The organism is Pantoea sp. ICBG 985 (genome assembly GCF_002928365.1).
Taxonomy (GTDB): Bacteria; Pseudomonadota; Gammaproteobacteria; order Enterobacterales; family Enterobacteriaceae; genus Pantoea; species Pantoea dispersa.
In genome coordinates this window covers 60,390-84,647 of sequence record NZ_POWM01000008.1, presented here as the reverse complement: position 1 = coordinate 84,647, position 24,258 = coordinate 60,390, and the positions used below count along the sequence as shown (strand labels likewise).

At 58.2% G+C, this 24,258-nt stretch carries 18 protein-coding genes; 13 read left to right on the top strand and 5 right to left on the bottom strand.

Features of this window, described 5'->3' with window-relative positions:
* Positions 1-73: 73 nt before the first annotated feature.
* The 3 genes from hmsP (at position 74) to C1Y42_RS20355 (ending at position 5,356) form a co-directional block, all read left to right on the top strand.
* Positions 74-2,086 carry a biofilm formation regulator HmsP gene (gene hmsP / locus C1Y42_RS20365; protein ID WP_021507002.1) on the top strand — a complete coding sequence of 671 codons (2,013 nt, stop codon included), beginning with the start codon at positions 74-76 and terminating at the stop codon, positions 2,084-2,086.
* 232 nt (positions 2,087-2,318) lie between these two features.
* On the top strand, positions 2,319-3,599 hold the full coding sequence (locus C1Y42_RS20360; protein WP_031279619.1) for a dicarboxylate/amino acid:cation symporter: 1,281 nt from the start codon (positions 2,319-2,321) through the stop codon (positions 3,597-3,599).
* Between the two features lie 242 nt (positions 3,600-3,841).
* Entirely contained in the window at positions 3,842-5,356 is a 1,515-nt protein-coding gene (locus C1Y42_RS20355) for a pitrilysin family protein (RefSeq protein WP_058771050.1), read from the top strand.
* Between the two features lie 135 nt (positions 5,357-5,491).
* Here C1Y42_RS20355 and C1Y42_RS20350 read toward each other — a convergent pair whose 3' ends face one another.
* Together C1Y42_RS20350 and C1Y42_RS20345 are read right to left on the bottom strand one after the other, a co-directional pair.
* Positions 5,492-6,364 (bottom strand): alpha/beta hydrolase, encoded by an 873-nt coding sequence (locus tag C1Y42_RS20350; protein WP_058771051.1) that lies wholly within the window; start codon positions 6,362-6,364, stop codon positions 5,492-5,494.
* 396 nt (positions 6,365-6,760) lie between these two features.
* Entirely contained in the window at positions 6,761-7,699 is a 939-nt protein-coding gene (locus C1Y42_RS20345) for a sugar kinase (protein ID WP_058775504.1), read from the bottom strand.
* Positions 7,700-7,982: 283 nt separating this feature from the next.
* Here C1Y42_RS20345 and pdeH point away from each other — a divergent pair, with 283 nt between their 5' ends.
* Both pdeH and C1Y42_RS20335 read left to right on the top strand, forming a co-directional pair.
* Positions 7,983-8,756, top strand: coding sequence for a cyclic-guanylate-specific phosphodiesterase (gene pdeH / locus C1Y42_RS20340; RefSeq protein WP_021506997.1), 774 nt, complete (start codon positions 7,983-7,985; stop codon positions 8,754-8,756).
* Positions 8,757-8,817: 61 nt separating this feature from the next.
* Positions 8,818-10,878, top strand: a complete 2,061-nt coding sequence (locus tag C1Y42_RS20335) for an AsmA family protein (protein WP_104094229.1) — start codon at positions 8,818-8,820, stop codon at positions 10,876-10,878.
* Here the strand turns inward: C1Y42_RS20335 and ppiC are convergent, their stop codons facing one another.
* On the bottom strand, positions 10,879-11,160 hold the full coding sequence (ppiC, locus tag C1Y42_RS20330) for a peptidylprolyl isomerase PpiC (protein WP_058758095.1): 282 nt from the start codon (positions 11,158-11,160) through the stop codon (positions 10,879-10,881).
* A gap of 166 nt (positions 11,161-11,326) precedes the next feature.
* Here ppiC and rep point away from each other — a divergent pair, with 166 nt between their 5' ends.
* Positions 11,327-13,348: a DNA helicase Rep gene (gene rep / locus C1Y42_RS20325; protein WP_021506994.1), complete on the top strand. Its 2,022-nt coding sequence runs from the start codon at positions 11,327-11,329 to the stop codon at positions 13,346-13,348.
* 138 nt (positions 13,349-13,486) lie between these two features.
* Here rep and ppx read toward each other — a convergent pair whose 3' ends face one another.
* Both ppx and rhlB read right to left on the bottom strand, forming a co-directional pair.
* Positions 13,487-14,971 carry an exopolyphosphatase gene (gene ppx, locus C1Y42_RS20320; protein WP_031279616.1) on the bottom strand — a complete coding sequence of 495 codons (1,485 nt, stop codon included), beginning with the start codon at positions 14,969-14,971 and terminating at the stop codon, positions 13,487-13,489.
* Positions 14,972-14,977: 6 nt separating this feature from the next.
* A complete protein-coding gene (rhlB, locus tag C1Y42_RS20315) occupies positions 14,978-16,273 on the bottom strand; it encodes an ATP-dependent RNA helicase RhlB (protein WP_031279615.1) in 1,296 nt (431 codons plus the stop codon).
* 116 nt (positions 16,274-16,389) lie between these two features.
* Between rhlB and trxA the strand changes: the two genes are divergently transcribed.
* The 7 genes from trxA (at position 16,390) to rfbB (ending at position 24,243) form a co-directional block, all read left to right on the top strand.
* Positions 16,390-16,722: a thioredoxin TrxA gene (gene trxA, locus C1Y42_RS20310; RefSeq protein WP_021313352.1), complete on the top strand. Its 333-nt coding sequence runs from the start codon at positions 16,390-16,392 to the stop codon at positions 16,720-16,722.
* A gap of 346 nt (positions 16,723-17,068) precedes the next feature.
* Entirely contained in the window at positions 17,069-18,328 is a 1,260-nt protein-coding gene (gene rho, locus C1Y42_RS20305) for a transcription termination factor Rho (protein WP_021506991.1), read from the top strand.
* A 281-nt stretch (positions 18,329-18,609) separates the two neighbouring features.
* Complete coding sequence (gene wecA, locus C1Y42_RS20300) at positions 18,610-19,686, top strand: UDP-N-acetylglucosamine--undecaprenyl-phosphate N-acetylglucosaminephosphotransferase (protein WP_021506990.1); 1,077 nt, start codon at positions 18,610-18,612, stop codon at positions 19,684-19,686.
* Between the two features lie 37 nt (positions 19,687-19,723).
* Complete coding sequence (gene wzzE, locus C1Y42_RS20295; RefSeq protein WP_021506989.1) at positions 19,724-20,773, top strand: ECA polysaccharide chain length modulation protein; 1,050 nt, start codon at positions 19,724-19,726, stop codon at positions 20,771-20,773.
* 10 nt (positions 20,774-20,783) lie between these two features.
* Positions 20,784-21,908: a non-hydrolyzing UDP-N-acetylglucosamine 2-epimerase gene (gene wecB, locus C1Y42_RS20290; protein WP_104094228.1), complete on the top strand. Its 1,125-nt coding sequence runs from the start codon at positions 20,784-20,786 to the stop codon at positions 21,906-21,908.
* Between the two features lie 2 nt (positions 21,909-21,910).
* Positions 21,911-23,170: a UDP-N-acetyl-D-mannosamine dehydrogenase gene (wecC, locus tag C1Y42_RS20285; RefSeq protein WP_058781637.1), complete on the top strand. Its 1,260-nt coding sequence runs from the start codon at positions 21,911-21,913 to the stop codon at positions 23,168-23,170.
* On the top strand, positions 23,167-24,243 hold the full coding sequence (gene rfbB, locus C1Y42_RS20280) for a dTDP-glucose 4,6-dehydratase (protein ID WP_104094227.1): 1,077 nt from the start codon (positions 23,167-23,169) through the stop codon (positions 24,241-24,243). The genes wecC and rfbB overlap by 4 nt, the downstream gene beginning before the upstream one ends.
* Positions 24,244-24,258 lie beyond the last annotated feature (15 nt).

The window sequence follows — 24,258 nt, the reverse complement described above, 5'->3', positions numbered from 1 at the left end:
AATGCTGACCTGGGATATACTTGCTGCGCATTCCGGCAACTGTCACGGCCCCCGGCGGCCAGGAGAGGTTTTGTTGCGCGTCAGTCGTTCGTTAACGATAAAGCAGATGGCCACCGTGTCCGCCGTGGCGCTGGTCACTATCTGTATTTTTATCGTCATCCAGTTATTCCATTTTGTGCAGCAGCGCAGGGTGGATTACGCCCAGCAGATGGAGAACGTCGCGCATACCGTGCGTCAGCCGCTGTCCGAAGCGGTGCTCAAAGCCGATATCCCGCAGGCCGAACGCATTCTGAATACCCTTAAGCCGGCGGGCATTCTGTCGCGCGCCGACGTGGTGTTGCCGAACGCCTTCCAGGCGCTGCACGCTGACTTCGCGCCGGAGAAACCGGTGCCGCGCTTTGTCGCCCGGCTGTTCGAACTGCCGGTGCAGATTACGCTGCCGCTCTATTCGGTCGAGCGCAGCGGGCTGCCGAAGCCGATTGCCTATCTGGTGCTGCAGGCTGATTCGTCGCGCGTTTATCAGTTCCTGCTCAGCACGCTGTCCACCATGATCACTACCTATCTGCTGCTGGCGCTGATTCTGTCCGTGGCGATCAGCTGGTGTATCAACCGGCTGATCGTGCATCCGCTGCGTAATATTTCGCGTGAGCTGCAGGAGCTGCCGCCGCCCGCCATTCTCACCCATAAGCTGGCGCTGCCGCACAATCATCGCGACGATGAGATCGGCATGCTGATTCGCAGCTACAACCGCAACCAGCAGGTGCTGGAGTCGATTCACGATGAGATGAGCCGGCTGACCACCCATTTCGCGGTGACCGATTTGCCCAACCGCGCGCTGTTTCTGGCGCTGCTTGATCAGCACATCCGCCATCGCCACAGCCAGCAGCCGTGGGGGCTGATGGTGATCCGCATCGAAACCCTGCAGGAAGCCAATGGTGTCCTGAGCGATGAACAGCGCGATACGCTGATGCTGACGCTGGTGGAAAAAATCCGCAGTACCATTGATGACCATACCCTGCTGGCACAGACCGGACCGAGCGACTTTGCGCTACTGATGAAGCGTGCGCACAACCCGTTTCGCGCCATGCGGCTGGCGCGCAACCTGATGCTACGCATCAACCAGCCGGTGAACCTGTATCAGCTGCAGCTGCGTCCTAACGCCAGCATTGGCCTGGCGCTGCATGACGACAACACCGTGTCCGCAGGCGAACAGCTGGCGCGCGCCACGTCGGCGATGATGTCGGCGCGCCATCAGGGTAAAAACCAGATTCTGTTCTTTGACCCGGCGCTGACCGAGCGGGCGCAGAAGCGCTTAACTCAGGAGCACGACATCCTGCAGGGTCTGCAGGATGGCCAGTTTGCGCTCTATCTGCAGCCGCAAATCAATATGGCCACCGGCGAGCTGGCCGGCGCAGAAGCGCTGCTGCGCATGCGAATGCCGGACGGCAGCTATGGTTTATCCGAAGAGTTCATCGCCAGTGCCGAAGAGATTGGCGTCATCTCCGCGCTCGGCCGCTGGGTTTTTGAAGAGGCGTGCCGCATTATCGCTGGCTGGCAGCGCCACGGCATCAATCTGCCGCTCAGCGTGAATATCTCCGCAGTACAGCTGCGCGATGCCAGCGTGGTGAGCCACCTGCAGGGGCTACTGGAGCGCCATCGCATTGCGCCGGGTAACTTCGTGCTGGAGATCACCGAAACCGCGCAGATTGGCGATGCTGAACAGGCGATGGCGCTGCTGCGCTCGCTGCAGCAAACCGGAGTGGCGGTCGCGCTGGATGATTTCGGCATGGGCTACTCCAACCTCAACTACCTGCATCAGTTCAAAGCGCTGCCGGTCAATAAGCTAAAAATGGATCGCAGTTTTGTCGCCGCGCTGCCGGATGATGACACCATGGTGCGCATCGTGGCGGCAATTGCCGATATCATCCACCTCGACGTGATTGCCGAAGGCGTCGAAACCGCCGAGCAGCGCGACTGGCTGCTGGCGCGCGGAATTACCATTGGGCAGGGCTACTTATATGCTGAAGCCCTGCCGTTATCGGTGTTTAACCAGCGCTGGCTGGCCAGCTCGTCACCATCTGAATAATCACCTTATTTATTGATTTTCCTTGCAGAATTGCACCGTTATGGGGTGCTGAAGCGTTTCAGTTCATAGTTAGAGTTTTGTAACTTTTGTAAGGAATGTAAGGGTATACTAATCCTGTTAACAGAGTGTTATTTTCCTCGCCATCGGTAAGGTCATACGCTTCCAGGCGGCTTGCCGCATGCGTTTCTCCATAACAATGGCGGTGAATGCCGTCTATACCTGGACACCTGTTATGAAACTGTTCAAAAGCCTCTACTTTCAGGTACTGGTTGCCATCGGCATCGGCGTCCTGTTAGGCCACTACTACCCTGAGTTAGGCGCGCAAATGAAGCCGCTTGGCGATGGCTTCGTTAAGCTGATCAAGATGATCATCGCCCCCGTGATTTTCTGTACGGTGGTGACCGGTATTGCCGGCATGGAGAGCATGAAAGCAGTTGGACGGACCGGCGCAGTAGCGCTGCTCTATTTCGAAATTGTCAGCACCATCGCGCTGATTATCGGTCTGGTGGTGGTCAACGTGATCCAGCCGGGCGCGGGAATGAACGTCGATCCGGCGACGCTGGATGCCAAAGCGGTTGCGGTCTACGCGCAGCAGGCTGAGCAGCAGGGCGTGATTGCCTTCCTGCTGGACGTGATCCCGAACAGCGTGGTCGGTGCCTTCGCCAGCGGTAACATCCTGCAGGTGCTGCTGTTCGCTATCCTGTTTGGCTTTGCGCTGCATCGCCTCGGTAACGCCGGCACCGTGATGTTCAACGTCATCGAGAGCTTCTCGAAGGTGATTTTTGGCGTGATCAACATGATCATGCGTCTGGCACCGATTGGTGCGTTCGGCGCCATGGCGTTCACCATCGGTAAATATGGTGTCGGATCGCTGGTGCAGCTCGGTCAGCTGATTATCTGCTTCTACATCACCTGCGTACTGTTCGTAGTGATTGTGCTCGGGATTATTGCCCGCTGGGCCGGCTTCAACATCTTTAAGTTTGTTGCCTACATCAAAGAAGAGCTGCTGATTGTACTGGGTACATCTTCTTCCGAGTCGGCGCTGCCGCGCATGCTGGATAAGATGGAGAAGCTGGGCTGTAAGAAATCGGTGGTCGGGCTGGTGATTCCAACTGGCTACTCGTTCAACCTCGATGGCACGTCGATTTACCTGACCATGGCGGCGGTGTTTATCGCTCAGGCGACCAACGCCCACATGGATGTCTTCCACCAGATCACGCTGTTAGTGGTGCTGCTGCTCTCCTCCAAAGGCGCGGCAGGGGTGACCGGCAGTGGCTTTATCGTGCTGGCGGCTACGCTGTCGGCGGTGGGACATCTGCCGGTGGCCGGTCTGGCGCTGATTCTCGGCATTGACCGCTTCATGTCGGAAGCCCGTGCGCTCACCAACCTGGTGGGTAACGGTGTGGCGACTGTGGTGGTGGCGAAGTGGGTCGGCCAGTTGGATGAAGCGCAGATGAAAGCGACGCTTTCTTCAGCGAAAAAGGTCAATAACGCTTCACAGACCAGCGCGTAATCCTCTATTTGCGTTAATTTGCCGTGAAATGCCCGCTGTCGCTTGCCCTGACAGCGGGCATTTGCATAATAACCCCATTGATTTTTTTCCCGATTTTTTTCCTCGTCGCGCGACATCCTGGCCTTCCTGTGGTCAAAGAGTCTGTCGTTGAATAAACGTGGCGGCAGCCTGCCGCCGTGGTTCGCTGAAAAGCGGCCGCCTATGGCGCGCACGAGCGTTTATCTGTTTGAGTAGGGGTTCACATGCAGGGCACCAGAATTCGGCTTTTGGTTGGCGGATGGCTGCTTGCGGCATCTGGCTTCGGCGTCCACGCCGAAACACTTCAGCCTGATCCCGCCTGGCAGGAAGGCAAACTGGACAATGGTTTCAGCTGGCAGCTGCTGACCACACCACAACGTCCGAGCGATCGCATCGAGCTGCGCCTGATAGTTAATACCGGTTCGCTGGTGGAAAGCGCCCAGCAAACCGGGTTCAGCCATCTTTTACCGCGTCTGGCGATGGTACATAACACCGCGCTGGATACCAATCAGCAGCGCGCACTGTGGCAACAGGCGATGGATCCACAGCGACCGCTGCCGCCGGCCATCTCGTCTTATGATTTCACTCAATACAATCTCAGCCTGCCGAACAACCGGCCGGAGCTGCTGAAAGAGGCGCTCAGCTGGCTGGCGGCCACCGCCGGTAAAATGACCATCAATGAGCAGGTGGTGTCGACCGCGCTGACCGCCACCGATCCCATCGCGACCTGGCCGCCCAATACGCAGGATGTGTGGTGGCGCTATCGCCTGAAAGGGTCGACCATGCTGGCGCATGATCCGGGCGAACAGCCGCGCGCGCCGGTGGATATCGCGCAGCTTAATGCCTTTTACCAGCAGTGGTACACGCCGGACGGCATGACGCTGTACGTGGTGGGCAACGTGGATAGCCGCAGCATGGCGGAGCAGATCAACAAAGCGTTCTCGCCACTGCAAGGCAAACGGGTGGCGCCCGCGGCGCTGCCCACGCTGTCGCCGCTGCCGCATCAGCCAATCAACCTGGTTAACGGCGGCATGATGCAGGATCGCCTGTCGCTGGTGTGGGATACGCCATGGCAGCCAATCCGCGACTCGCAGAATCTGCAGCGCTACTGGCAGAGCGATCTGGCGCGCGAAGCGCTGTTCTGGCACGTCCAGCGCGCGCTGGCCGACAGCAAAGCGCAAAACGTGCAGGTTGGCTTCGACTGTCGCGTGCTGTATCAGCGTGCGCAGTGCGCCATTAACATGGATTCGCCTAACGCGTCGCTGGCGCAGAACCTGAACCAGGTGGCGCGTGAGCTGGCCACCGTGCGTGATAAAGGTCTGCCGCAGGAGGAGTTTGATGCGCTGATGGCGCAAAAGCTGCTGGAACTGAACAAACTGTTTGCCACCTACGCGCGCACCGACACCGATATTCTGATGGGGCAACGTTTGCGCTCACAGCAGAATTCCGTGGTGGATATCGCGCCGGAGCAGTATCAGAAACTGCGTCAGGCGTTTCTCAGTGAGTTAACGCGCGACCAGCTCAACCAGGAGTTGCGCCAGCAGTTAACGCAGGAGCTGACCATGGTGCTGATTCAACCGCAGGGTGAGCCCGAAACCAACGTCAGGATGCTGCAGGACAGCTGGGACAAGGTGATGAAGGTTCCGGATGCGCCTGCCGCCGCTGCTACCCCGGACGAAGCTAAACCCGAAAATAATGGCAGCGCGAGCGCGACAGATCCGGCTCAACCCTCGTCATAACACAGGGCGCATAAATCCCCCGCAATAAGGTGCGCAGCAGCAAGGCGGCACGGGTGTTCATCCTCAGGAGCTTACGTAAGTGACCGGGATGAACGCGCGCCGCCAGCGCCGCTGCGGTTCAACGTAGCAGGGGCATCAGGTCTTTGCGCGCAGCCATTCGGTCACCAGCATCGGCCAGCTGGCCAGCGGCAGATCCGCCACGCCACGAATCCCAAAGCCGTGGCCACCTTTCTGATAAAAGTGAATTTCCGCCGGTACCTTGTGCTCCCGCAGGGCACTAAAAAACACCATGCTGTTATTAACGGAAACCGTCTCATCGTCAGCGGCGTGGATCAGCAGCGTCGGCGGAGTCTGGCCGTGCACGCGCGTCTCCAGCGAATAAGCCTCAATGCTTTTCTGATCCGGCCACGCGCCCAGCAGGCGGGTGCGTGAACTTTCATGCGCCAGACCGTCGCGCATGCTAATGACCGGATAAAGCAGTACCATCGCATCAGGCCGCGGTGACAGGCTGTCGGCCTGATCCTGCAGCGGATAGATTTTTTCGCCAAAGCGGGTGCCGAGGCTGGCGGCCACGTGCCCGCCGGCCGAAAAGCCCATCATCACGATGTACTTTCCGTTCAGGCCGCGCTGTGAGCGCTCGCGCAGCACGCGCACCGCACGCTGGGCATCAGCCAGCGGCGCATCCGGTCCTTCATGATGGCCGTCGTACGGCAGGCGATAGGTCATTACCGCCAGTGTGTAACCCATCGAGGTGAAAAAGGTGGCGAGGGCGCTGCCTTCGCGGTCGATCAGTACGCGCTGATACCCGCCGCCCGGTGCCACCAGCAGGGTGATACCGTTTGAGGTTTCCGGATGCCAGATCGCCATCTCCGGGCAGCGCACGCCGGTGGCGGCGCGGTCGTAAGGTTCGAACTCTCTGGCCAAATCGACGATCTGCGGCTGAGCGCGCGAGTCACTCGCGCCTGGCGCGTCGCCGTGCGGCCAGATATTGATAATTTCTGTGTGCATAAATCTGTCCTGAGCGAGTCATGTTGTCGTTATTGTGTTCGCGGTCGACCTGACAGCTTCCTGCTGTGGTTGATTAAAACATGGTCTTTTTTCGCGCGATCGTCCAGCCGAAAACCGCCGGCGTCGCCAGTTTCGGACTATGCCTGGCGGTCGGGTTTATCGTCGTAATGCATTGAATTTAAATCAGTCTGATTAGCGGCATTTAAGTGGTGAGCGTCAGGCAGAGAGGAGGCTGGATGGCGTGCGTCATTAGTAAAAATTGCCCGGTGAATCTGCGTCATTAAGCCAAATTTTCGCGGTGATATTTTTCAGCGTAATAATCAATTTGCCGTCAGGGCAGAGGGGAAATTGTCGCGACGCGTAGCAGGCAGCGCGGCGCGACACTCGTGTGCGGTATTAAACGGTTTTTGGCATCGCGCTGTGCGGAATAATCGCGCCGCGATGCTGGATCACCGTACTGGCGGTGAGATGGCCGCGCGCTGCGGCCTGCTCCACGCTGCCACCCGCGAGGCGCACCGCCAGATAACCAGCGCTGAAGGAGTCACCTGCGGCGGTGGTATCGACAATCTGCGCCGGAGCCAGTTTGATGGCCGCAATGTCCCGCAGCGGCTCGTCGCCGCGCGCCACCAGGCAGGAGTCAGCACCACGTTTGATCACAATCTCCTGCACGCCGGCGGCGCGCGTGCGCGCAATCACGTCCGCCAGCGGCTGTTCGCCCCACAGCAGGTGTTCATCATCCAGCGTCAGAAAGGCGATATCGGTGTGGCGTAGCATCGCCGCATAAGCCTGCTGCGCACTGGCGCTATCCGCCCACAGACGCGGCCGGTAGTTGTTGTCAAAAATCACGGTGCCACCGTTTTGCCGGCAGGCACTGAGCAGCGCCATCAGCTTTTCGCGGCTGGCCTGAGGCAGGATCGCCAGGCTGATGCCGCTCAGGTAGAGATAGTCGTAATGCGCCAGCTGCTGACAGATGGCCCCGGCCTGCGGGCTATCCAGCCAGAAGCGCGCGGCTGCATCGCTGCGCCAGTACCAAAAGGTGCGCTCGCCGTGGGCATCGGTTTCGATGAAGTAAAGCCCGGGCATTTTGTCCGGCAGGCGCTGCACCAGCTGCGTGTGCACCTGCTCCTGCTGCCAGGCCGCGATCATCTGGTCGCTGAAGCTGTCGGTGCCAAGCGCGGTGACATACTCCACACGCAGCTGGCTGGAATCGCTCTGCCGTGCCAGATAGACCGCGGTATTCAGCGTATCGCCGCCAAAGCCGCGTTTGATGTTCTCACCTTTTTCGGACAGCTCAATCATGCATTCGCCAATAATGGCGATGGTTTTCTGCGTCATGGTGTTTGGCCTGTAGTGAATGCTGCGCTCTAGTCTCGCGTCTGGTATGGCAGTCGTCAATGCTTTTTAAAACGCTGTTTTAATTTGCCTTAAGGCGTAAAACCGCGCTTCTGCACCGATTTAGCGGCCAAACCGGGGGTTGTTTTGCCGATTAAGCCGCAGACACGCTGCTAGACTCAACAGCTCGTGTGGCTGCGCAGACCAATAAAGTTATCCAGGGGAGAGCCGATACTTGCCACTGAGATGCTATTTGCAGGCACTCAATACCAACCAGGAAAACACCATGGTGATGAAGAATTTGAGTCATCGGCTGCCTTTTTCTCCCGAACTTGAGCAACAACAGGAAACCCGTCTCTACTGGCAGCAGTGCCAACGGTGCTACACTTTCCAGCCGATTTACCAGGTTTCTGGCCGCTTACTGGCTATTGAACTGCTTACCGCCGTGGTGCATCCCGCCGCACCTGAGCAAAACGTGTCACCCGAAGACTATTTCGAGGCGCTGACCATTGCCCAGCGTCTCGACATCGTCCAGGAGCAGCTTGAACTGTTATTACAGTGGGCTTCCTTCTTCAGCCAGCGTCAGCTGGTGGCCTCCGTCAATATTGATGGTCCCACATTATTGGCCATTCAGCAGCATGCGCCCGTGCGCGCGCTGATCGTCCAGCTGCCGTGGGTGCGCTTCGAACTGACCGAACATCACGCGCTGCCGCAGGAAGAGATGGTGGCGCAGATGCCGGAGCTGGGCCCGCTGTGGCTGGATGACTTTGGGTCCGGCATGGCCAACTTCTCCGCGCTGACCGAACTGCGCTACGACTACATCAAGCTTTCGCGCGAGCTGTTTATGCTGCTGCGCGCCAGTGATGAAGGGCGCTCGCTGTTCTCCATGCTGCTGGCGCTGATCAACCGTTACTGTAACGGCGTGATCGTCGAAGGGGTGGAAAACGAGGAGGAGTGGCAGCAGGTACGCAACTCGCCCGCCATGGCCGCACAGGGCTATTATTTTTCACGTCCGCTGCCGTTTAACCAGCTGGAAAACCTGGTACTTGAGCTTCCGTAATTCCGTTCTGCCACGTCTCGACTATCTTTAAGGAGACGTGGAAGGGCAAGGAGGAGGCAAAATGTCGCGTACAGGAAAAATAATTAGCTGGGTGGTCGGGATTTTATTGTTGCTGGTTGTGGTGGTCGTGGTGATTATCGCCACCTTTGACTGGAACCGCCTGAAGCCAACCATCAACCAGAAAGTCTCGGCAGAACTGAACCGACCGTTCGCTATTCGCGGCGATCTTGGCGTTGCCTGGGTGCGCAATCGCGAAGAGCCAGGCTGGCGCAGCTGGGTGCCGTGGCCGCAGGTGCACGCTGACGATGTTATGCTCGGTAATCCGCCCAGCGTGCCGGAAGTGACAATGGTGCATTTGCAGCGGGTGGAAGCCACGCTGGCGCCGCTGGCGCTGCTGCACAAAGAGATTTACCTGCCGTGGATTAAGATGCAGCAGCCGGATGCGCGACTGGTGCAGACCGCCGATAAGAAAAATAACTGGACCTTCAACCTCGCCAGCAGCGAAAACAGCGACCCCAACGCGCCGCCTTCGGCATGGTCATTCCGCCTTGATAATATCCTGTTCGATCAGGGACAGCTGCGCTATCGCGACGCCATCAACAAAGCCGATGTCACGGTGAAGATCAATCCGCTGGGCAAACCGGTGCCGTACGCGCAGGTCGCGGGCGGTAACGACCAGCAAAAAGGGGCCGACGATTTTGTGTTTGGCTGGCAGGCAAGCGGGACCTACAACAACCAGAAACTCGATGGCGACGGTAAGATTGGCGGTATGTTGTCGCTGCGCAGCAAAACCACGCCGTTCCCGTTGCAGCTCGACGTACGCAATGGCACCACACGTGTGCGCGTGGATGGCACCCTGCAGGATCCGCTCAATCTCGGCGGGCTGGATGTGCGGCTGCGCTTCTCCGGTGACACGCTGGCAAATCTGTACGGCTTAACCGGCGTGCTGCTGCCGGACACGCCACCGTATGAAACTGACGGCCACTTGATTGCGCGTTTCAATGAAGAGAAAGGGCCGCTGTTCCGCTACGAAAAATTCAACGGTCATATTGGTGACAGCGATATCCACGGTTCGCTCAGCTACCGTCAGGGTAAACCGCGTCCGACGCTGAGCGGCGAGCTGACGTCGAACCAGCTGCGTATGGCGGACCTTGGGCCGCTGATTGGGGTTAACTCCGGCAAGGGCAGTGAAAAAACGGCGCAGGCCAAAGCGCAGCGCGGTGAGGCCAGCACCCAGCCGGCGGATCGCGTGTTGCCACATGACAAGTTCGATACCAAAAACTGGGATGTGATGGACGCTGACGTGAAGTTCAGCGGCAAACGTATCGAGCACAGCAGCAAGCTGCCGCTCAGCGATCTCTATACCCATCTGCAGCTGAAAAATGGCGACCTGCTGCTGGATCCGCTGCGCTTCGGCATGGCCGGCGGCAGCATTAATTCGACCATCCATCTGGAGGGCGATCGCTCACCGATGCGCGGCCGCGCCGACCTGCATGCGCGCAAGCTGCAGCTGCGTCAGCTGTTCCCGGATGTCACCGCCATGCAGCGTAGTCTCGGCCAGCTCAACGGGGATGCCAGCCTGACCGGCACCGGCAATTCGGTGGCCGACCTGCTGGGCACCAGCAATGGCGAGCTGAAACTGTTGATGAACGATGGCCTGATCAGCCGCAGCCTGATGGAGATTGCCGGGCTGAACGTTGGTAACTATGTGGTGGGTAAACTGTTTGGCGACGATGAGGTGCGCATCAACTGTGCCGCGACCGACCTGAATATCCGTCAGGGACTGGCGACGCCGCGGCTGTTCGTGTTCGATACCGAGAACGCGGTGATCAACGTTACCGGCAACGCTAACTTTGCTAATGAGCGACTGGATCTGTCGATCAATCCGGAGAGCAAGGGCATTCGTATCATTACGCTGCGTTCGCCGCTGTATGTGCGCGGCACCTTCAAAAATCCGGATGCCGGAGTCAAAGCCGGTCCGCTGCTGGCGCGCGGTGCCGCAGCCGTCGCGCTGGGGGCCGTGGTCACGCCGGCGGCTGCTCTGCTGGCGCTGATTTCGCCGAGCGATACCGATGATAATCAGTGCAGCAACGTACTCCAGCAGATGAAAAGCAAAAAGTGATCAGTTACGCCACAGCACTTTGATGATGTGGTAGCCAAAAGCGGTTTTCACCGGTCCGTAAGGTTGCAGCAGCGGGCAGGTGAACACCGCTTTATCAAACGCCGGCACCATCTGCCCTTTGCGAAACTCCCCCAGATCGCCCCCGTTACGCCCGGACGGGCAGGTCGAGTGTTTTTTTGCCAGTTGCTGAAAGTTCGCGCCTTTTTCCAGCTGCGCCAGCAGCGCTTTCGCCTGCGCTTCCTGTTTCACCAGGATATGTAAAGCCGCCGCGGTTTTCGCCATGATGGTGTTCCGTTATGTATGTATAATATTCGACGCATTATAGCGTAGTGCGCGTCAGTTGTAGGGTCGCCATTGATGGCGACCTTTGCGCTCAGGTGCGCATCAATGCGCACCCTACGGCGCGATGTAAATCTTCCTGTCTGATTAAATTGAGTGATGTTTTTCTATGCGTCTTAATCCCGGCCAACAACGTGCTGTCGAATTTGTCACCGGTCCCTGTCTGGTGCTGGCCGGTGCGGGTTCCGGTAAAACCCGCGTGATCACCAATAAAATCGCCCATCTGATCCGTGAATGCGGCTATCAGGCGCGCCATATCGCGGCGGTGACCTTCACCAACAAGGCGTCGCGCGAGATGAAAGAACGTGTGGCGCAAACGCTGGGACGCAAAGAGGCGCGCGGCCTGATGATCTCAACCTTCCACACGCTGGGCCTGGAGATCATCAAGCGCGAATACAAGGCGCTGGGCATGAAATCGACCTTCTCGCTGTTCGACGATCAGGATCAGCTGGCGCTGCTTAAGGACCTGACCAAACAGTGGCTGGAAGAAGATAAAACCCTGCTGCAGCAGCTGATTTCCACCATTTCCAACTGGAAAAACGACCTGGTCGATCCGCAGGGTGCGGCCGGTCTCGCCAAATCACAGCGCGACCAGATTTTTGCCCACTGCTACGCGCTGTACGATCAGCATCTGAAAGCCTGTAACGTGCTGGATTTCGACGATCTGATTCTGCTGCCGACCCTGCTGCTGCAGCGGAATCAGGAGGTGCGCGAACGCTGGCAACAGCGCATCCGCTATCTGCTGGTGGATGAGTATCAGGACACCAACACCAGCCAGTATGAGCTGGTGAAGTTGCTGGTCGGCGCCCGGGCGCGCTTTACCGTGGTCGGCGATGACGATCAGTCTATCTACTCGTGGCGCGGCGCGCGGCCGCAGAACCTGGTGCTGCTGAAAGAGGATTTCCCGGCGCTGGAAGTGGTGAAGCTGGAGCAGAACTATCGCTCGACGCAGCGTATTCTTAAATGCGCCAATATCCTCATCGCCAACAATCCGCACGTGTTTGAAAAGCGGCTGTTCTCTGAGCTGGGCGAGGGCAGCGAGCTGAAAGTGCTGAGTGCCAACAACGAAGATCACGAAGCCGAGCGCGTGGCGGGCGAGCTGATTGCCCATCACTTTATCAATAAAACCCAGTACAAAGATTACGCGATTCTTTATCGCGGTAACCATCAGTCGCGCGTGTTTGAAAAGCTGCTGATGCAGAACCGTATTCCTTATCGCATCTCCGGCGGCACGTCGTTTTTCTCGCGGCCGGAAATCAAGGACTTGCTGGCCTATCTGCGCGTGCTGACCAATCCGGAAGATGACAGCGCGTTTCTGCGCATCGTGAACACGCCACGCCGCGAGATCGGCCCCGCGACGCTGCAGAAGCTGGGTGAGTGGGCCAATCTGCGCAACAAAAGCCTGTTTAACGCCAGCTTTGATATGGGGCTGGAACAGACGCTTTCCGGGCGCGGGCTGGAGCATCTGCAGCGCTTTACCCACTGGCTGAATGACATCGTTCAGCTCACCGAGCGTGAACCAGTGAATGCGGTGCGCGACCTGATTCGCGGCATCGACTACGAAAGCTGGCTGTTCGAAACTTCCCCCAGCCCGAAAGCGGCGGAAATGCGCATGAAGAACGTCAATACGCTGTTTCAGTGGATGACCGAAATGCTGGAGGGCGACGAACTTAACGAGCCGATGACGCTGGCGCAGGTGGTGACGCGTTTTACCCTGCGCGACATGATGGAGCGCGGCGAGAGCGACGAAGAGCTCGATCAGGTCCAGCTGATGACGCTGCACGCCTCGAAAGGCCTGGAGTTCCCCTATGTCTATCTGGTGGGCATGGAAGAGGGGCTGCTGCCGCATCAGAGCAGTATCGATGAGAACAATATCGAAGAGGAGCGTCGCCTGGCCTACGTGGGCATCACCCGCGCGCAGAAAGAGCTGACTTTTACCCTGTGCCGCGAGCGCCGTCAGTACGGCGAGCTGGTGCGTCCGGAACCAAGCCGCTTCCTGCTGGAATTGCCGCAGGATGATGTGGCGTGGGAGCGTGAGAAAAAGGTGATCAGCGCCGAAGAGCGGGTGAAAACCGGGCAAACGCGTGTCGCCGGCTTACGTGCGATGCTGGAGAACGCGAAGAAGGGGTAATGGTTTTGTCACAGCCGCAAGCCTGGCCTCTGGCGAAATCTGTTGCGCGCGCCGCAGAGGCAAAGCGCCCGGCAAAGCAAAGTTCACTCGCGTAAAAGCGCAGTTGCCGGGCGTTTTTCAATGCAGCAGCAGGTTCGATCAGGAAATCGTCAGCAGCCAGTGCACATACGACTGGTAATGGCTCTCCTGCTCCAGCAGCTCGGCGCGCAGCGGATGCGCAGCCAGCCAGCCTGCCGGCAGCGTCAGATGCAGCGCATCATCATCCGCCTGCAGACGCACCGCCGGCAGCGTGTCGTCGCGCCGCCGGCTGGAGAAGATGATTGCCAGCCGCAGCAGACGGCTCAGCCGCTCTGCCATGCGCGGCGGCACGGCGTTTTGCTGCGTCAGCAGCGCCAGATCAATGCTGCCGCTCTGGTTCTGCAGCAGGCAGGCCAGCATTTTTTTCTGTGCGGGGGTGAAACCAGGAAGATCGAGATGGCGAATCAGATACGCGGCGTGCTGCGGTGCCTGGCGGAAATCGACGCTCAGGCCAATTTCGTGGATTGAACAGGCGCTGAGGAGTAAATCGCGACATCGCTGATCCAGCTTCCAGCTGCTGCTCACCTGACGGAAAAAGCTCTCTGCCAGCTGGCGCACGCGGCCCGCCTGCTCAACATCAATGGCGAAACGACGCTGAACGTTCTGCAGCGTGCGGCTGCGAATATCGCGGTCAATCGGCAGATGCAGCATGCCGTACACCAGCCCTTCGCGCAGTGCGCCGCCGGCCAGCGTCATGCTCTCAATGCTCAGCTCGTGGAAGATGGCGATCAGAATCGACAGGCCGCTGGGAAACACCAGCGCGCGCTCCAGCGTCAGCCCTTCAATCTCCAGCTCCTCCAGCTTGCCGCACTGAATGGCACGCTGCTTGAGCTGCTGCAGTTTGCTCAGGGTGATGCGCTCATCCATGCCCTGCGCCACCATGATCTCCTGCAGCGCCTGGACGGTGCCGGACGCGCCCACGCAAATCTGCCAGCCTTTCTCTCGCAGTGCCGGCGCAATCGGACGGATCATTTCACGTGCGGCCTGTTCGGCCTGGGCAAAGTTCTCTTTGGCGAGATGACGATCGCTGAAGAAGCGCTCCAGCCAGGTCACACAGCCCATCGACAGGCTAAACAGCGTCGTGGCGTGCGCACCTTCGCCGGTCACCAGCTCGGTGCTGCCGCCGCCGATATCGACCACCAGCCGCTGGTCAGAGCCGCCGGTGGTGTGCGCAACACCCTGATAGATCAGGCGCGCTTCTTCTTCGCCGCTGATGACGTTCACCGCGCAGCCGAGAATCTGTTCCGCCTGAGTCAGGAAATCCTGCGCGTTGCTGGCAATGCGCAGCGTGGCGGTTGCCACCACGCGGATTTGTTCCGGGGGAATGTCCTGCAACTGCTCGGAGAACAGACGCAGGCACTGCCAGCCGCGCTGCATCGCCTCAGCCGAGAGATGGTTGGCCGCATCAAGACCTGCCGCCAGACGCACCTTGCGTTTAATTCGCGCGACGGTCTGAATACTGCCGGACACTTCGCGCACCACCAACATATGAAAGCTGTTAGAACCTAAATCAATCGCAGCATAAAGTGACGATGCGCTTAGCATGTGTGCTTAACCCGAACGTTTACGGTTGTTGTTGCGCGGGGCACCGCCGCGACGGTTGCTGTTGTTGCCACCGCGACGTGGACCGTTGCCCGAGCGGTTACGCTGCAGACGTTTTGGTGGCGGCAGGTCGCTCAGCAGGGCGTCGCTGTTATACTTGCTCACCGGAATACCGTGACCGATGTACTCTTCAATCGCCGGCAGGTTAAGCGCGTACTCTTCACAGGCCAGGCTGATGGAGTGACCGCTGGCGCCAGCACGACCGGTACGGCCAATGCGGTGCACGTAATCTTCGCGATCGTCCGGCAGGTCGTAGTTGAAGACGTGCGTAACTGCCGGGATGTGCAGGCCGCGCGCGGCGACGTCGGTGGCAACGAGGATATCCACGTCACCTTTGGTGAAGTCGTCCAGAATGCGCAGGCGTTTTTTCTGCGCCACGTCGCCGGTCAGCAGGCCCACGCGGTGACCATCGGCAGCCAGGTGGCCCCAGATATCTTCACAGCGGTGCTTGGTGTTGGCGAAGACGATGGCGCGGTCCGGCCACTCTTCTTCCAGCAGGGTCTGCAGCAGACGCATCTTCTCTTCGTTCGAAGGGTAGAACAGCTCTTCTTTAATGCGGTGGCCGGTTTTCTGCTCGGGCTCAACTTCAACGTATTCGGCGTTGTTCATGTGCTCGAACGCCAGTTCACGTACGCGATAAGAAAGCGTGGCCGAGAACAGCATACTCAGGCGCTGGGTGGCCGGCGGCATGCGGCGGAACAGCCAGCGAATGTCTTTAATGAAGCCGAGATCGAACATGCGATCCGCTTCATCCAGTACCACGACCTGAATGGCGCCGAGGTTGATGTGATTTTGTTTGGCGTAGTCAATCAGGCGTCCGGTGGTGCCCACCAGAATATCGACGCCGTCTGCCAGCACTTTCAGTTGCTTGTCATAGCCGTCGCCACCATAGGCCAGGCCCAGCTTCAGACCGGTGGCCTGCGCCAGCGGCTCGGCATCGGCATGAATCTGCACCGCAAGCTCACGCGTCGGTGCCATGATCAGCGCGCGTGGCTGATTAACCTGGCGGCCTTCAGCAGCAGGATGAGAAAGAAGATAATGAAACGTTGACGTCAGGAACGCCATCGTTTTGCCGGTACCGGTTTGCGCCTGACCCGCGACATCACGCCCTGAAAGCGCAAAAGGCAACGCGAGCGCCTGAATCGGCGTGCAGTTATGAAAGCCTTTCTTATCAAGGGCTTCCACTACCTGTGGGTGCAGGGCGAAGTCGGAAAACTTCTGTTCTGTTAAGTGTGTTTTGCTCATAGTGTGGTAGAATATCAGCTTACTATCGCTTTACGAAAGCGTATCCGATGAAATAAAGTCAACCTACGTTGGTATATTTTACGCCAATTCGCCAGGCATAATCTTTGGAGTTAAACATGAGCAGCGATAAAATCGTTCACCTGACCGATGACAGTTTCGACACTGACGTGCTGAAAGCCGACGGTGTGACGCTGGTAGATTTCTGGGCTGAATGGTGTGGTCCTTGCAAAATGATCGCCCCGATTCTCGACGAAGTCGCAGAAGAGTACGACGGTAAGCTTACCATCGCCAAGCTGAACATTGATGAAAACCCAGGTACTGCGCCAAAATACGGTATTCGCGGTATCCCGACCCTGCTGCTGTTCAAGAACGGCGAAGTGGCGGCGACCAAAGTGGGTGCGCTGTCTAAAGGTCAGCTGAAAGAGTTCCTGAACGCTAACCTGGCCTAAGCCCGGCGCGGTGTTTGTTCGGCAGTGGTGAATTTTTTCGCCACTGCTGGACGTCTCCCTTCAGGCGTGTTAAGTTGACCTCACTGCATTACGCACTTACCTTGTAGTTTGCATCTAAAGTTTTCCCTTGTCAGACCCAGCTCGCATTGAACGTTTTCGTGGTTTGGCAATCTGACGGCTAGCACATTCGGCATCACCTTTCGACCGTCTCCTCGCTTCCTATCGCCACATCTGACGATAACCGTCGAGCAGCGTTGAAAAAGAGCCATTAACAGGCATGGAATTTTTGCCATACCATTCACGACAAACATTTCGAGAATTACCCCGAGTTTAAGAACCCATCACTATGAATCTTACCGAATTAAAGAATACGCCGGTTTCTGAGCTGATTACTCTCGGCGAAAATATGGGGCTGGAAAACCTGGCGCGTATGCGCAAACAGGACATTATTTTCGCCATCCTGAAACAACACGCGAAGAGCGGCGAAGACATCTTCGGTGATGGTGTGCTGGAGATACTGCAGGATGGATTTGGTTTCCTCCGCTCCGGAGACAGCTCCTACCTCGCCGGTCCCGATGATATCTACGTTTCTCCCAGCCAAATCCGCCGCTTCAACCTCCGCACTGGTGACACCATTTCTGGCAAAATCCGCCCACCGAAAGAAGGTGAACGCTATTTTGCGCTGCTGAAAGTTAACGAAGTTAACTACGACAAGCCAGAAAACGCCCGTAGCAAGATTCTGTTTGAAAACCTGACGCCGCTGCACGCGAACAACCGTCTGCGCATGGAGCGTGGTAACGGTTCGACCGAAGACCTGACGGCGCGCGTGCTGGATCTGGCATCGCCAATCGGTCGTGGTCAGCGTGGTCTGATCGTCGCACCGCCGAAAGCCGGTAAAACCATGCTGCTGCAGAACATCGCGCAGAGCATCGCGTACAACTACCCTGACTGCGTGCTGATGGTGCTGCTGATTGACGAGCGTCCGGAAGAAGTGACCGAAATGCAGCGTCTGGTGAAAGGCGAAGTTATCGCATCTACCTTTGACGAACCGGCCTCGCGTCATGTGCAGGTTGCAGAGATGGTGATCGAGAAGGCTAAGCGCCTGGTCGAGCACAAAAAAGACGTTATCATCCTGCTGGACTCCATCACCCGTCTGGCGCGCGCCTACAACACCGTAGTGCCGGCGTCGGGTAAAGTCCTGACCGGTGGTGTTGACGCCAACGCCCTGCATCGTCCGAAGCGTTTCTTCGGTGCGGCACGTAACGTGGAAGAGGGCGGCAGCCTGACCATCATCGCCACCGCGCTGGTTGATACCGGTTCGAAGATGGACGAAGTGATTTACGAAGAGTTTAAAGGTACAGGTAACATGGAACTGCACCTGTCACGTAAAATCGCTGAGAAGCGCGTGTTCCCGGCTATCGATTACAACCGTTCCGGTACGCGTAAAGAAGAGCTGCTCACCTCTCAGGAAGAGCTGCAGAAGATGTGGATCCTGCGCAAAATCATCCATCCGATGGGTGAAATTGATGCGATGGAGTTCCTCATCAATAAACTGGCAATGACCAAAACCAACGACGAATTCTTCGATATGATGAAACGCTCGTAATCTGTTGCCGCCGGTAACGGCCTTGAGCCAGCCGGCTAACGGCACAAATTGCCAGGATTTATGACTAACGCCACGTCTTAACGTGGCGTTTTTCATTTGTGGGCATTAGGATTATGCCTGTCAGGAAGCAGACATATTGACTGAGGCAGCAAAGCGGCGGTTTTTTCAGCAAACGCACGCGCTGCGACAGAATTCAGACCAGGGATATACAGCAATGGCGGGAAAATTGCTTATTGTTGTCCATGATTTTAGCTGAGAGCGTTAACGTGAATTTACTCACTATGAGTACTGAGCTTGGTTTAGTTTTTCTTTTTTCTTTAGCGTTCCTGTTTTTTGCTCGTAAAGCGGCTAAAAAAATTGGGCTTGTGGACACGCCGAATTCCAGAAAACGACACCATGGCGCCATTCCGTTAGTCGGCGGTATCTCCGTGTATGCGGGGATTTGCTTCGCCTTTGCCATCTCAAATTATTATCTGCCGCACGCCGTGCTGTACCTCTTCTGCGCCGGGGTACTGGTGCTGGTCGGCGCGCTCGATGACCGCTTTGATATCAGCGTCAAAATCCGTGCCGTGGTTCAGGCGGCGATTGCCATCGTGATGATGGTCGGGGCAAAACTCTATTTACTGAGCCTGGGGTTTATCATTGGTCCGGTCGAGCTGATCGTCGGGCCTTTCGGCTATGTGCTGACGCTGTTCGCGGTATGGGCAGCGATCAATGCTTTCAATATGGTGGACGGTATTGATGGTCTGCTGGGTGGCTTATCCTGCGTCACCTTCGCCGCGATGGGCATCATCCTCTATTTTGACGGACAGACCAGCCTGGCGATGTGGTGCTTCGCGATGATCGCCGCCACTATTCCCTACATTCTGCTTAATCTCGGCTTTTTAGGCCGGCGTTATAAAGTGTTTATGGGTGATGCCGGCAGTACCATGATCGGCTTCACCATCATCTGGATTCTGCTGGAAACGACGCAGGGCCTCAGCCATCCCATCACGCCAGTCACCGCCCTGTGGCTGATTGCTATTCCGCTGATGGACATGGTGGCGATCATGTATCGTCGCCTGCGCAAGGGCATGAGCCCGTTCTCGGCCGATCGTCAGCATATCCATCACCTGATCATGCGGGCCGGTTTTACCTCCCGCCAGGCCTTTTTATTGATTACCGTGGCCGCCGCGCTGCTGGCCGGAATTGGCGTGCTGGGCGAATATCTGGCATTTATTCCCGAGTGGGTCATGCTGGCGCTGTTCCTCGCTGCTTTCCTCCTTTACGGTTATTGCCTGAAACATGCATGGCGCGTCGCGCGCAAAATCCGTCGTATCAAACGTCGCTGGCAAAGCAGCGGCGAAGAGAAAAAATAATTACCCAGATAAGTACCCGGATAAGGACACTTTTGTTATGACCTCTGTCGTTGTGGAGAACGAACTGGATGTACGCGGCCTCGGCTGCACGCTGTGGCGCGGCAAAGGCTGGATTATTGGCCTGGCGCTGCTGTTTGCGCTGCTGGCGTGGCTGGCTTCCATGTTAATGAAGCAATCCTGGAGCGCCACGGCGGTGACCGATCGGCCGACGGTGAATATGCTGGGCGCATTCTTTGTGCAGCAGCAGTTCCTCAATAATCTGGATGTGCGCAACGAGACCGTCAGCCTGAATACGCCAGCGCCGACGGTGATGGATGAGGTCTATCAGGAGTTCACCATGCAGCTGGCGTCGTGGGATACGCGTCGCGATTTCTGGCTGCAGACTGATTACTATAAGAGCCGAAAAAGCGGTAATGCACACAATGATGCCGCGCTGCTCGACGATCTGATCACCAACATTCAGTTCACCCCGGCCGATGCCACCCACAATACGCTGGATAACATTAAGCTGATCGCGGAGACCGCCGGCGACGCCAACAATCTGCTGCGGCAGTACATTGCCTATGCCAGCGAACGCGCCGCGCGTCATCTCAACGATGAGCTCAAAGGTGCGTGGCAGGCGCGCAGCGTGCAGCTGCAGGCGCAGGTCAGTCGTCAGCAGGAAGTGGCACAGGCGGTGTTTGATCGCCGTCGCCAGCGCATCGAGCAGGCGCTGAAAGTGGCCAGCCAGCAGGGCATTAAAGAGAATCGCGCGCCGGTCAGCGGAGAAGCGCTGCCGGACAGCGATCGCTTCCTGCTGGGGCAGCAGATGCTGCAGGCGCAGCTGGATACCCTGCAAGCCAGCGGACCTGCTTACGATTTAAGCTATGATCAAAACAGGGCGATGCTCAATACACTGCAGGCCGGACCGCGCCTGGATAAACCGTTCCAGACCTACCGTTACCTGCGCACGCCGGAAGAGCCGGTCAGCCGCGATAGCCCACGTCGTCTGTTTATGATGGTGATGTGGGGCGCGATCGGTGCGCTGGTGGGTGCCGGCGTAGCGCTGGTACGTCGTCCGCGTGCAACATTCGCCAACCGTCACTAAGAGAATCCGCGTGAAAGTTCTGACTGTATTTGGCACGCGCCCTGAAGCGATCAAAATGGCTCCGCTGGTGCAGGCACTGGCGCAGGATGCTGCCTTCGAATCGCGCCTGTGCGTGACGGCACAGCATCGTGAAATGCTTGACCAGGTACTGCGCCTGTTCCGGCTGCAGCCCGACTATGATCTCAATATTATGCGGCCCGAACAGGGGCTGACCGAGATCACCAGCCGCATTTTGCAGGGCATGAAAACCGTGCTGGCAGACTTCCAGCCAGACGTCGTGCTGGTGCACGGTGATACCACTACCACCTTTGCCGCCAGCCTGGCCGCGTTTTACCATCAGATTCCGGTGGGCCACGTTGAGGCGGGTCTGCGGACCGGTAACCTGATGTCACCGTGGCCGGAGGAGGCCAACCGCACCCTGACCGGTCATCTCGCCAGCTATCACTTCACGCCGACAGAAAATTCGCGGCAAAACCTGCTGCGCGAAAATCTGCCCGATGCGCGCATTTTCGTCACCGGCAATACGGTGATCGACGCGTTGCTGTGGGTACGCGATCGGGTGCTGGATGATGCCGATCTCAATGCCCGCCTGGCGGCGCGTTACCCGTTCCTTGAGGCCGGTAAAAAGATGATTCTGGTTACCGGCCATCGGCGCGAAAGCTTTGGCGAAGGCTTTGAACGCATCTGCAGCGCGCTGGCGCAGCTGGCGCGTCAGCATCCGCAGCTGCAAATCGTCTATCCGGTGCACCTCAACCCTAACGTCAGCGAGCCGGTGAACCGTATTCTGAGCGGTATCAACAACATCATTCTGATTGAGCCGCAGGAGTACCTGCCGTTTGTCTGGCTGATGAATCGCGCCTGGCTGATTCTTACCGATTCCGGTGGTATCCAGGAAGAGGCGCCGTCGCTGGGCAAACCGGTGCTGGTGATGCGTGAAACCACCGAGCGGCCGGAAGCGGTCGCGGCCGGTACGGTGAAGCTGGTCGGCACCGACGTGAATAAAATTGTTGCTGAAGTCAGCCTGCTATTGCAGGACGACGAGGCGTGGCAGGCGATGAGCCGCGCGCACAATCCGTATGGCGACGGCCATGCCTGCGCGCGCATACTGCAGGCACTTAAACAACACAGAGTTTAACTATGCGTTTTTCAACCATTTCCGTTATCGGACTGGGCTACATTGGGCTGCCGACGGCAGCCGTTTTTGCTTCGCACGGGAAACAGGTCATCGGCGTGGATATCAATGCGCGCGCGGTGGAAACCATTAATCGCGGCGAAATTCATATCGTCGAGCCTGAACTGGGCGACGTAGTACGTGCAGCGGTGCACAACGGCAACCTGCGCGCCACCACCCAGCCTGAAGCTGCCGACGCCTTTCTGATTGCCGTGCCGACGCCGTTTGTCGGCGATCATCAGCCGGATCTCAGCTACGTGCAGGCGGCTGCGCTGTCGATTGCGCCGGTGCTGAAGGCCGGCGATCTGGTGATCCTCGAATCAACTTCGCCGGTGGGCGCTACTGAACAGATGGCGCAATGGCTGGCGGCGGCGCGCCCGGATCTGCGCTTCCCGCAGCATGGCGAGCAGCCTGATGTGTTTATCGCTTACTGCCCGGAGCGCGTGCTGCCGGGGAAAGTGATGGTCGAGCTGCTGGAAAATGACCGCGTGATTGGCGGCATGACGCCGGCCTGTTCGGCGCGCGCCAGCGAGCTGTATCGCATTTTCCTGCGCGGCGAGTGTGTGGAAACTAACGCGCGCACCGCAGAGATGTGCAAGCTGACGGAAAACAGTTTCCGCGATGTGAACATCGCCTTTGCCAACGAACTGTCGCTGATCTGCGCCGAACAGGGGATCAACGTGTGGGAGCTGATTGCGCTGGCGAACCGCCATCCGCGCGTAAATATCCTGCAGCCGGGACCGGGCGTTGGCGGCCACTGCATTGCGGTCGATCCGTGGTTTATCGTGGCGCAAAACCCGCAGCAGGCACGGCTGATCCGAACCGCGCGTGAGGTCAACGATGCCAAGCCGGGCTGGGTGCTGGATCAGGTTAAACAGGCGCTGGCCGAGTGCCTGACGGCCAGCGGCAAGCGTGCCACGGACGTGACCATCGCCTGCTTCGGTCTGGCATTCAAACCTAATATCGATGACCTGCGTGAAAGCCCGGCGATGTCGGTGGCGCAGCGTATTGCGGGCTGGCACAGCGGCCGCACCTGGGTGGTCGAGCCGCATGTGGCGGATATTCCGCCGCAGCTCGCCGAACGCGCTACGCTGGTGCCGATGGCTGATGCCCTGCAACACGCCGACATCCTGGTGATGCTGGTCGATCATGCGCAGTTCCGCGCCATCACCCCTGAACAGGTGACGCAGCCGTGGATTGTGGATACCAAAGGAGTCTGGCGATGAAACAGTTTTTAGTCACCGGCGGCGCCGGTTTTATTGGCTCCGCGCTGGTGCGCTTCCTGATTGCCAATACCGACCACCGGGTGGTGGTGGTGGATAAGCTGAGCTATGCCGGCAATCTGGCGTCGCTGGCTCCGGTTGAGCAGGATGCGCGCTTTGCTTTTGAGCAGGTCGATATCTGCGACCGCGCCGCGCTGGATCACGTGCTGGCGCAGTACCAGCCGGACTGCATCATGCATCTGGCGGCAGAGAGTCACGTGGACCGCTCGATTGACGGGCCAATCGCCTTTATCGAAACCAACATTGTCGGCACCTACCAGCTGCTGGAGGCGACGCGCCATTACTGGAACGGCATGACGGATGAGCGCAAGAAAGGCTTCATCCTGCACCATATCTCCACCGACGAAGTGTTTGGCGATCTGCACGGCACGGAAGATTTCTTTACCGAAACCACGCCGTACGCCCCGAGCAGCCCCTATTCGGCGACCAAAGCCAGCAGCGACCATCTGGTGCGCGCATGGCTGCGCACCTACGGACTGCCTGTGGTGGTCACCAACTGTTCCAACAACTACGGGCCTTACCATTTCCCGGAAAAACTGATTCCCCTCACCATTATCAATGCGCTGGCCGGTAAGCCGCTGCCGGTGTACGGCAACGGCAGCCAGATTCGTGACTGGCTGTATGTGGAAGATCACGCCCGCGCGCTGTACACCGTGGTCAGCAGCGGCAAAGTGGGCGAGACCTACAACATTGGCGGCCACAACGAGCGGCGCAATATTGAGGTGGTCGAGACGCTGTGTGATTTGCTGGATGAGCTGGCACCGCAACAGCGCGCTGCCGGGCTGAGCAGCTACCGGGAACTGATCACCTTTGTTCACGATCGTCCTGGCCACGACCTGCGCTATGCCATTGATGCCAGTAAAATCGCCCGTGAACTGGGCTGGACGCCGCAGGAAACATTCGACAGCGGCATCCGCAAAACCGTGCAGTGGTATCTGGCCAATCCGCAGTGGTGGCAGGCGATTCTCAACGGCAGTTATCGCGGCGAGCGACTGGGCTTAGCCACCCCGCGTTAAGCGCGCATGCAGGAG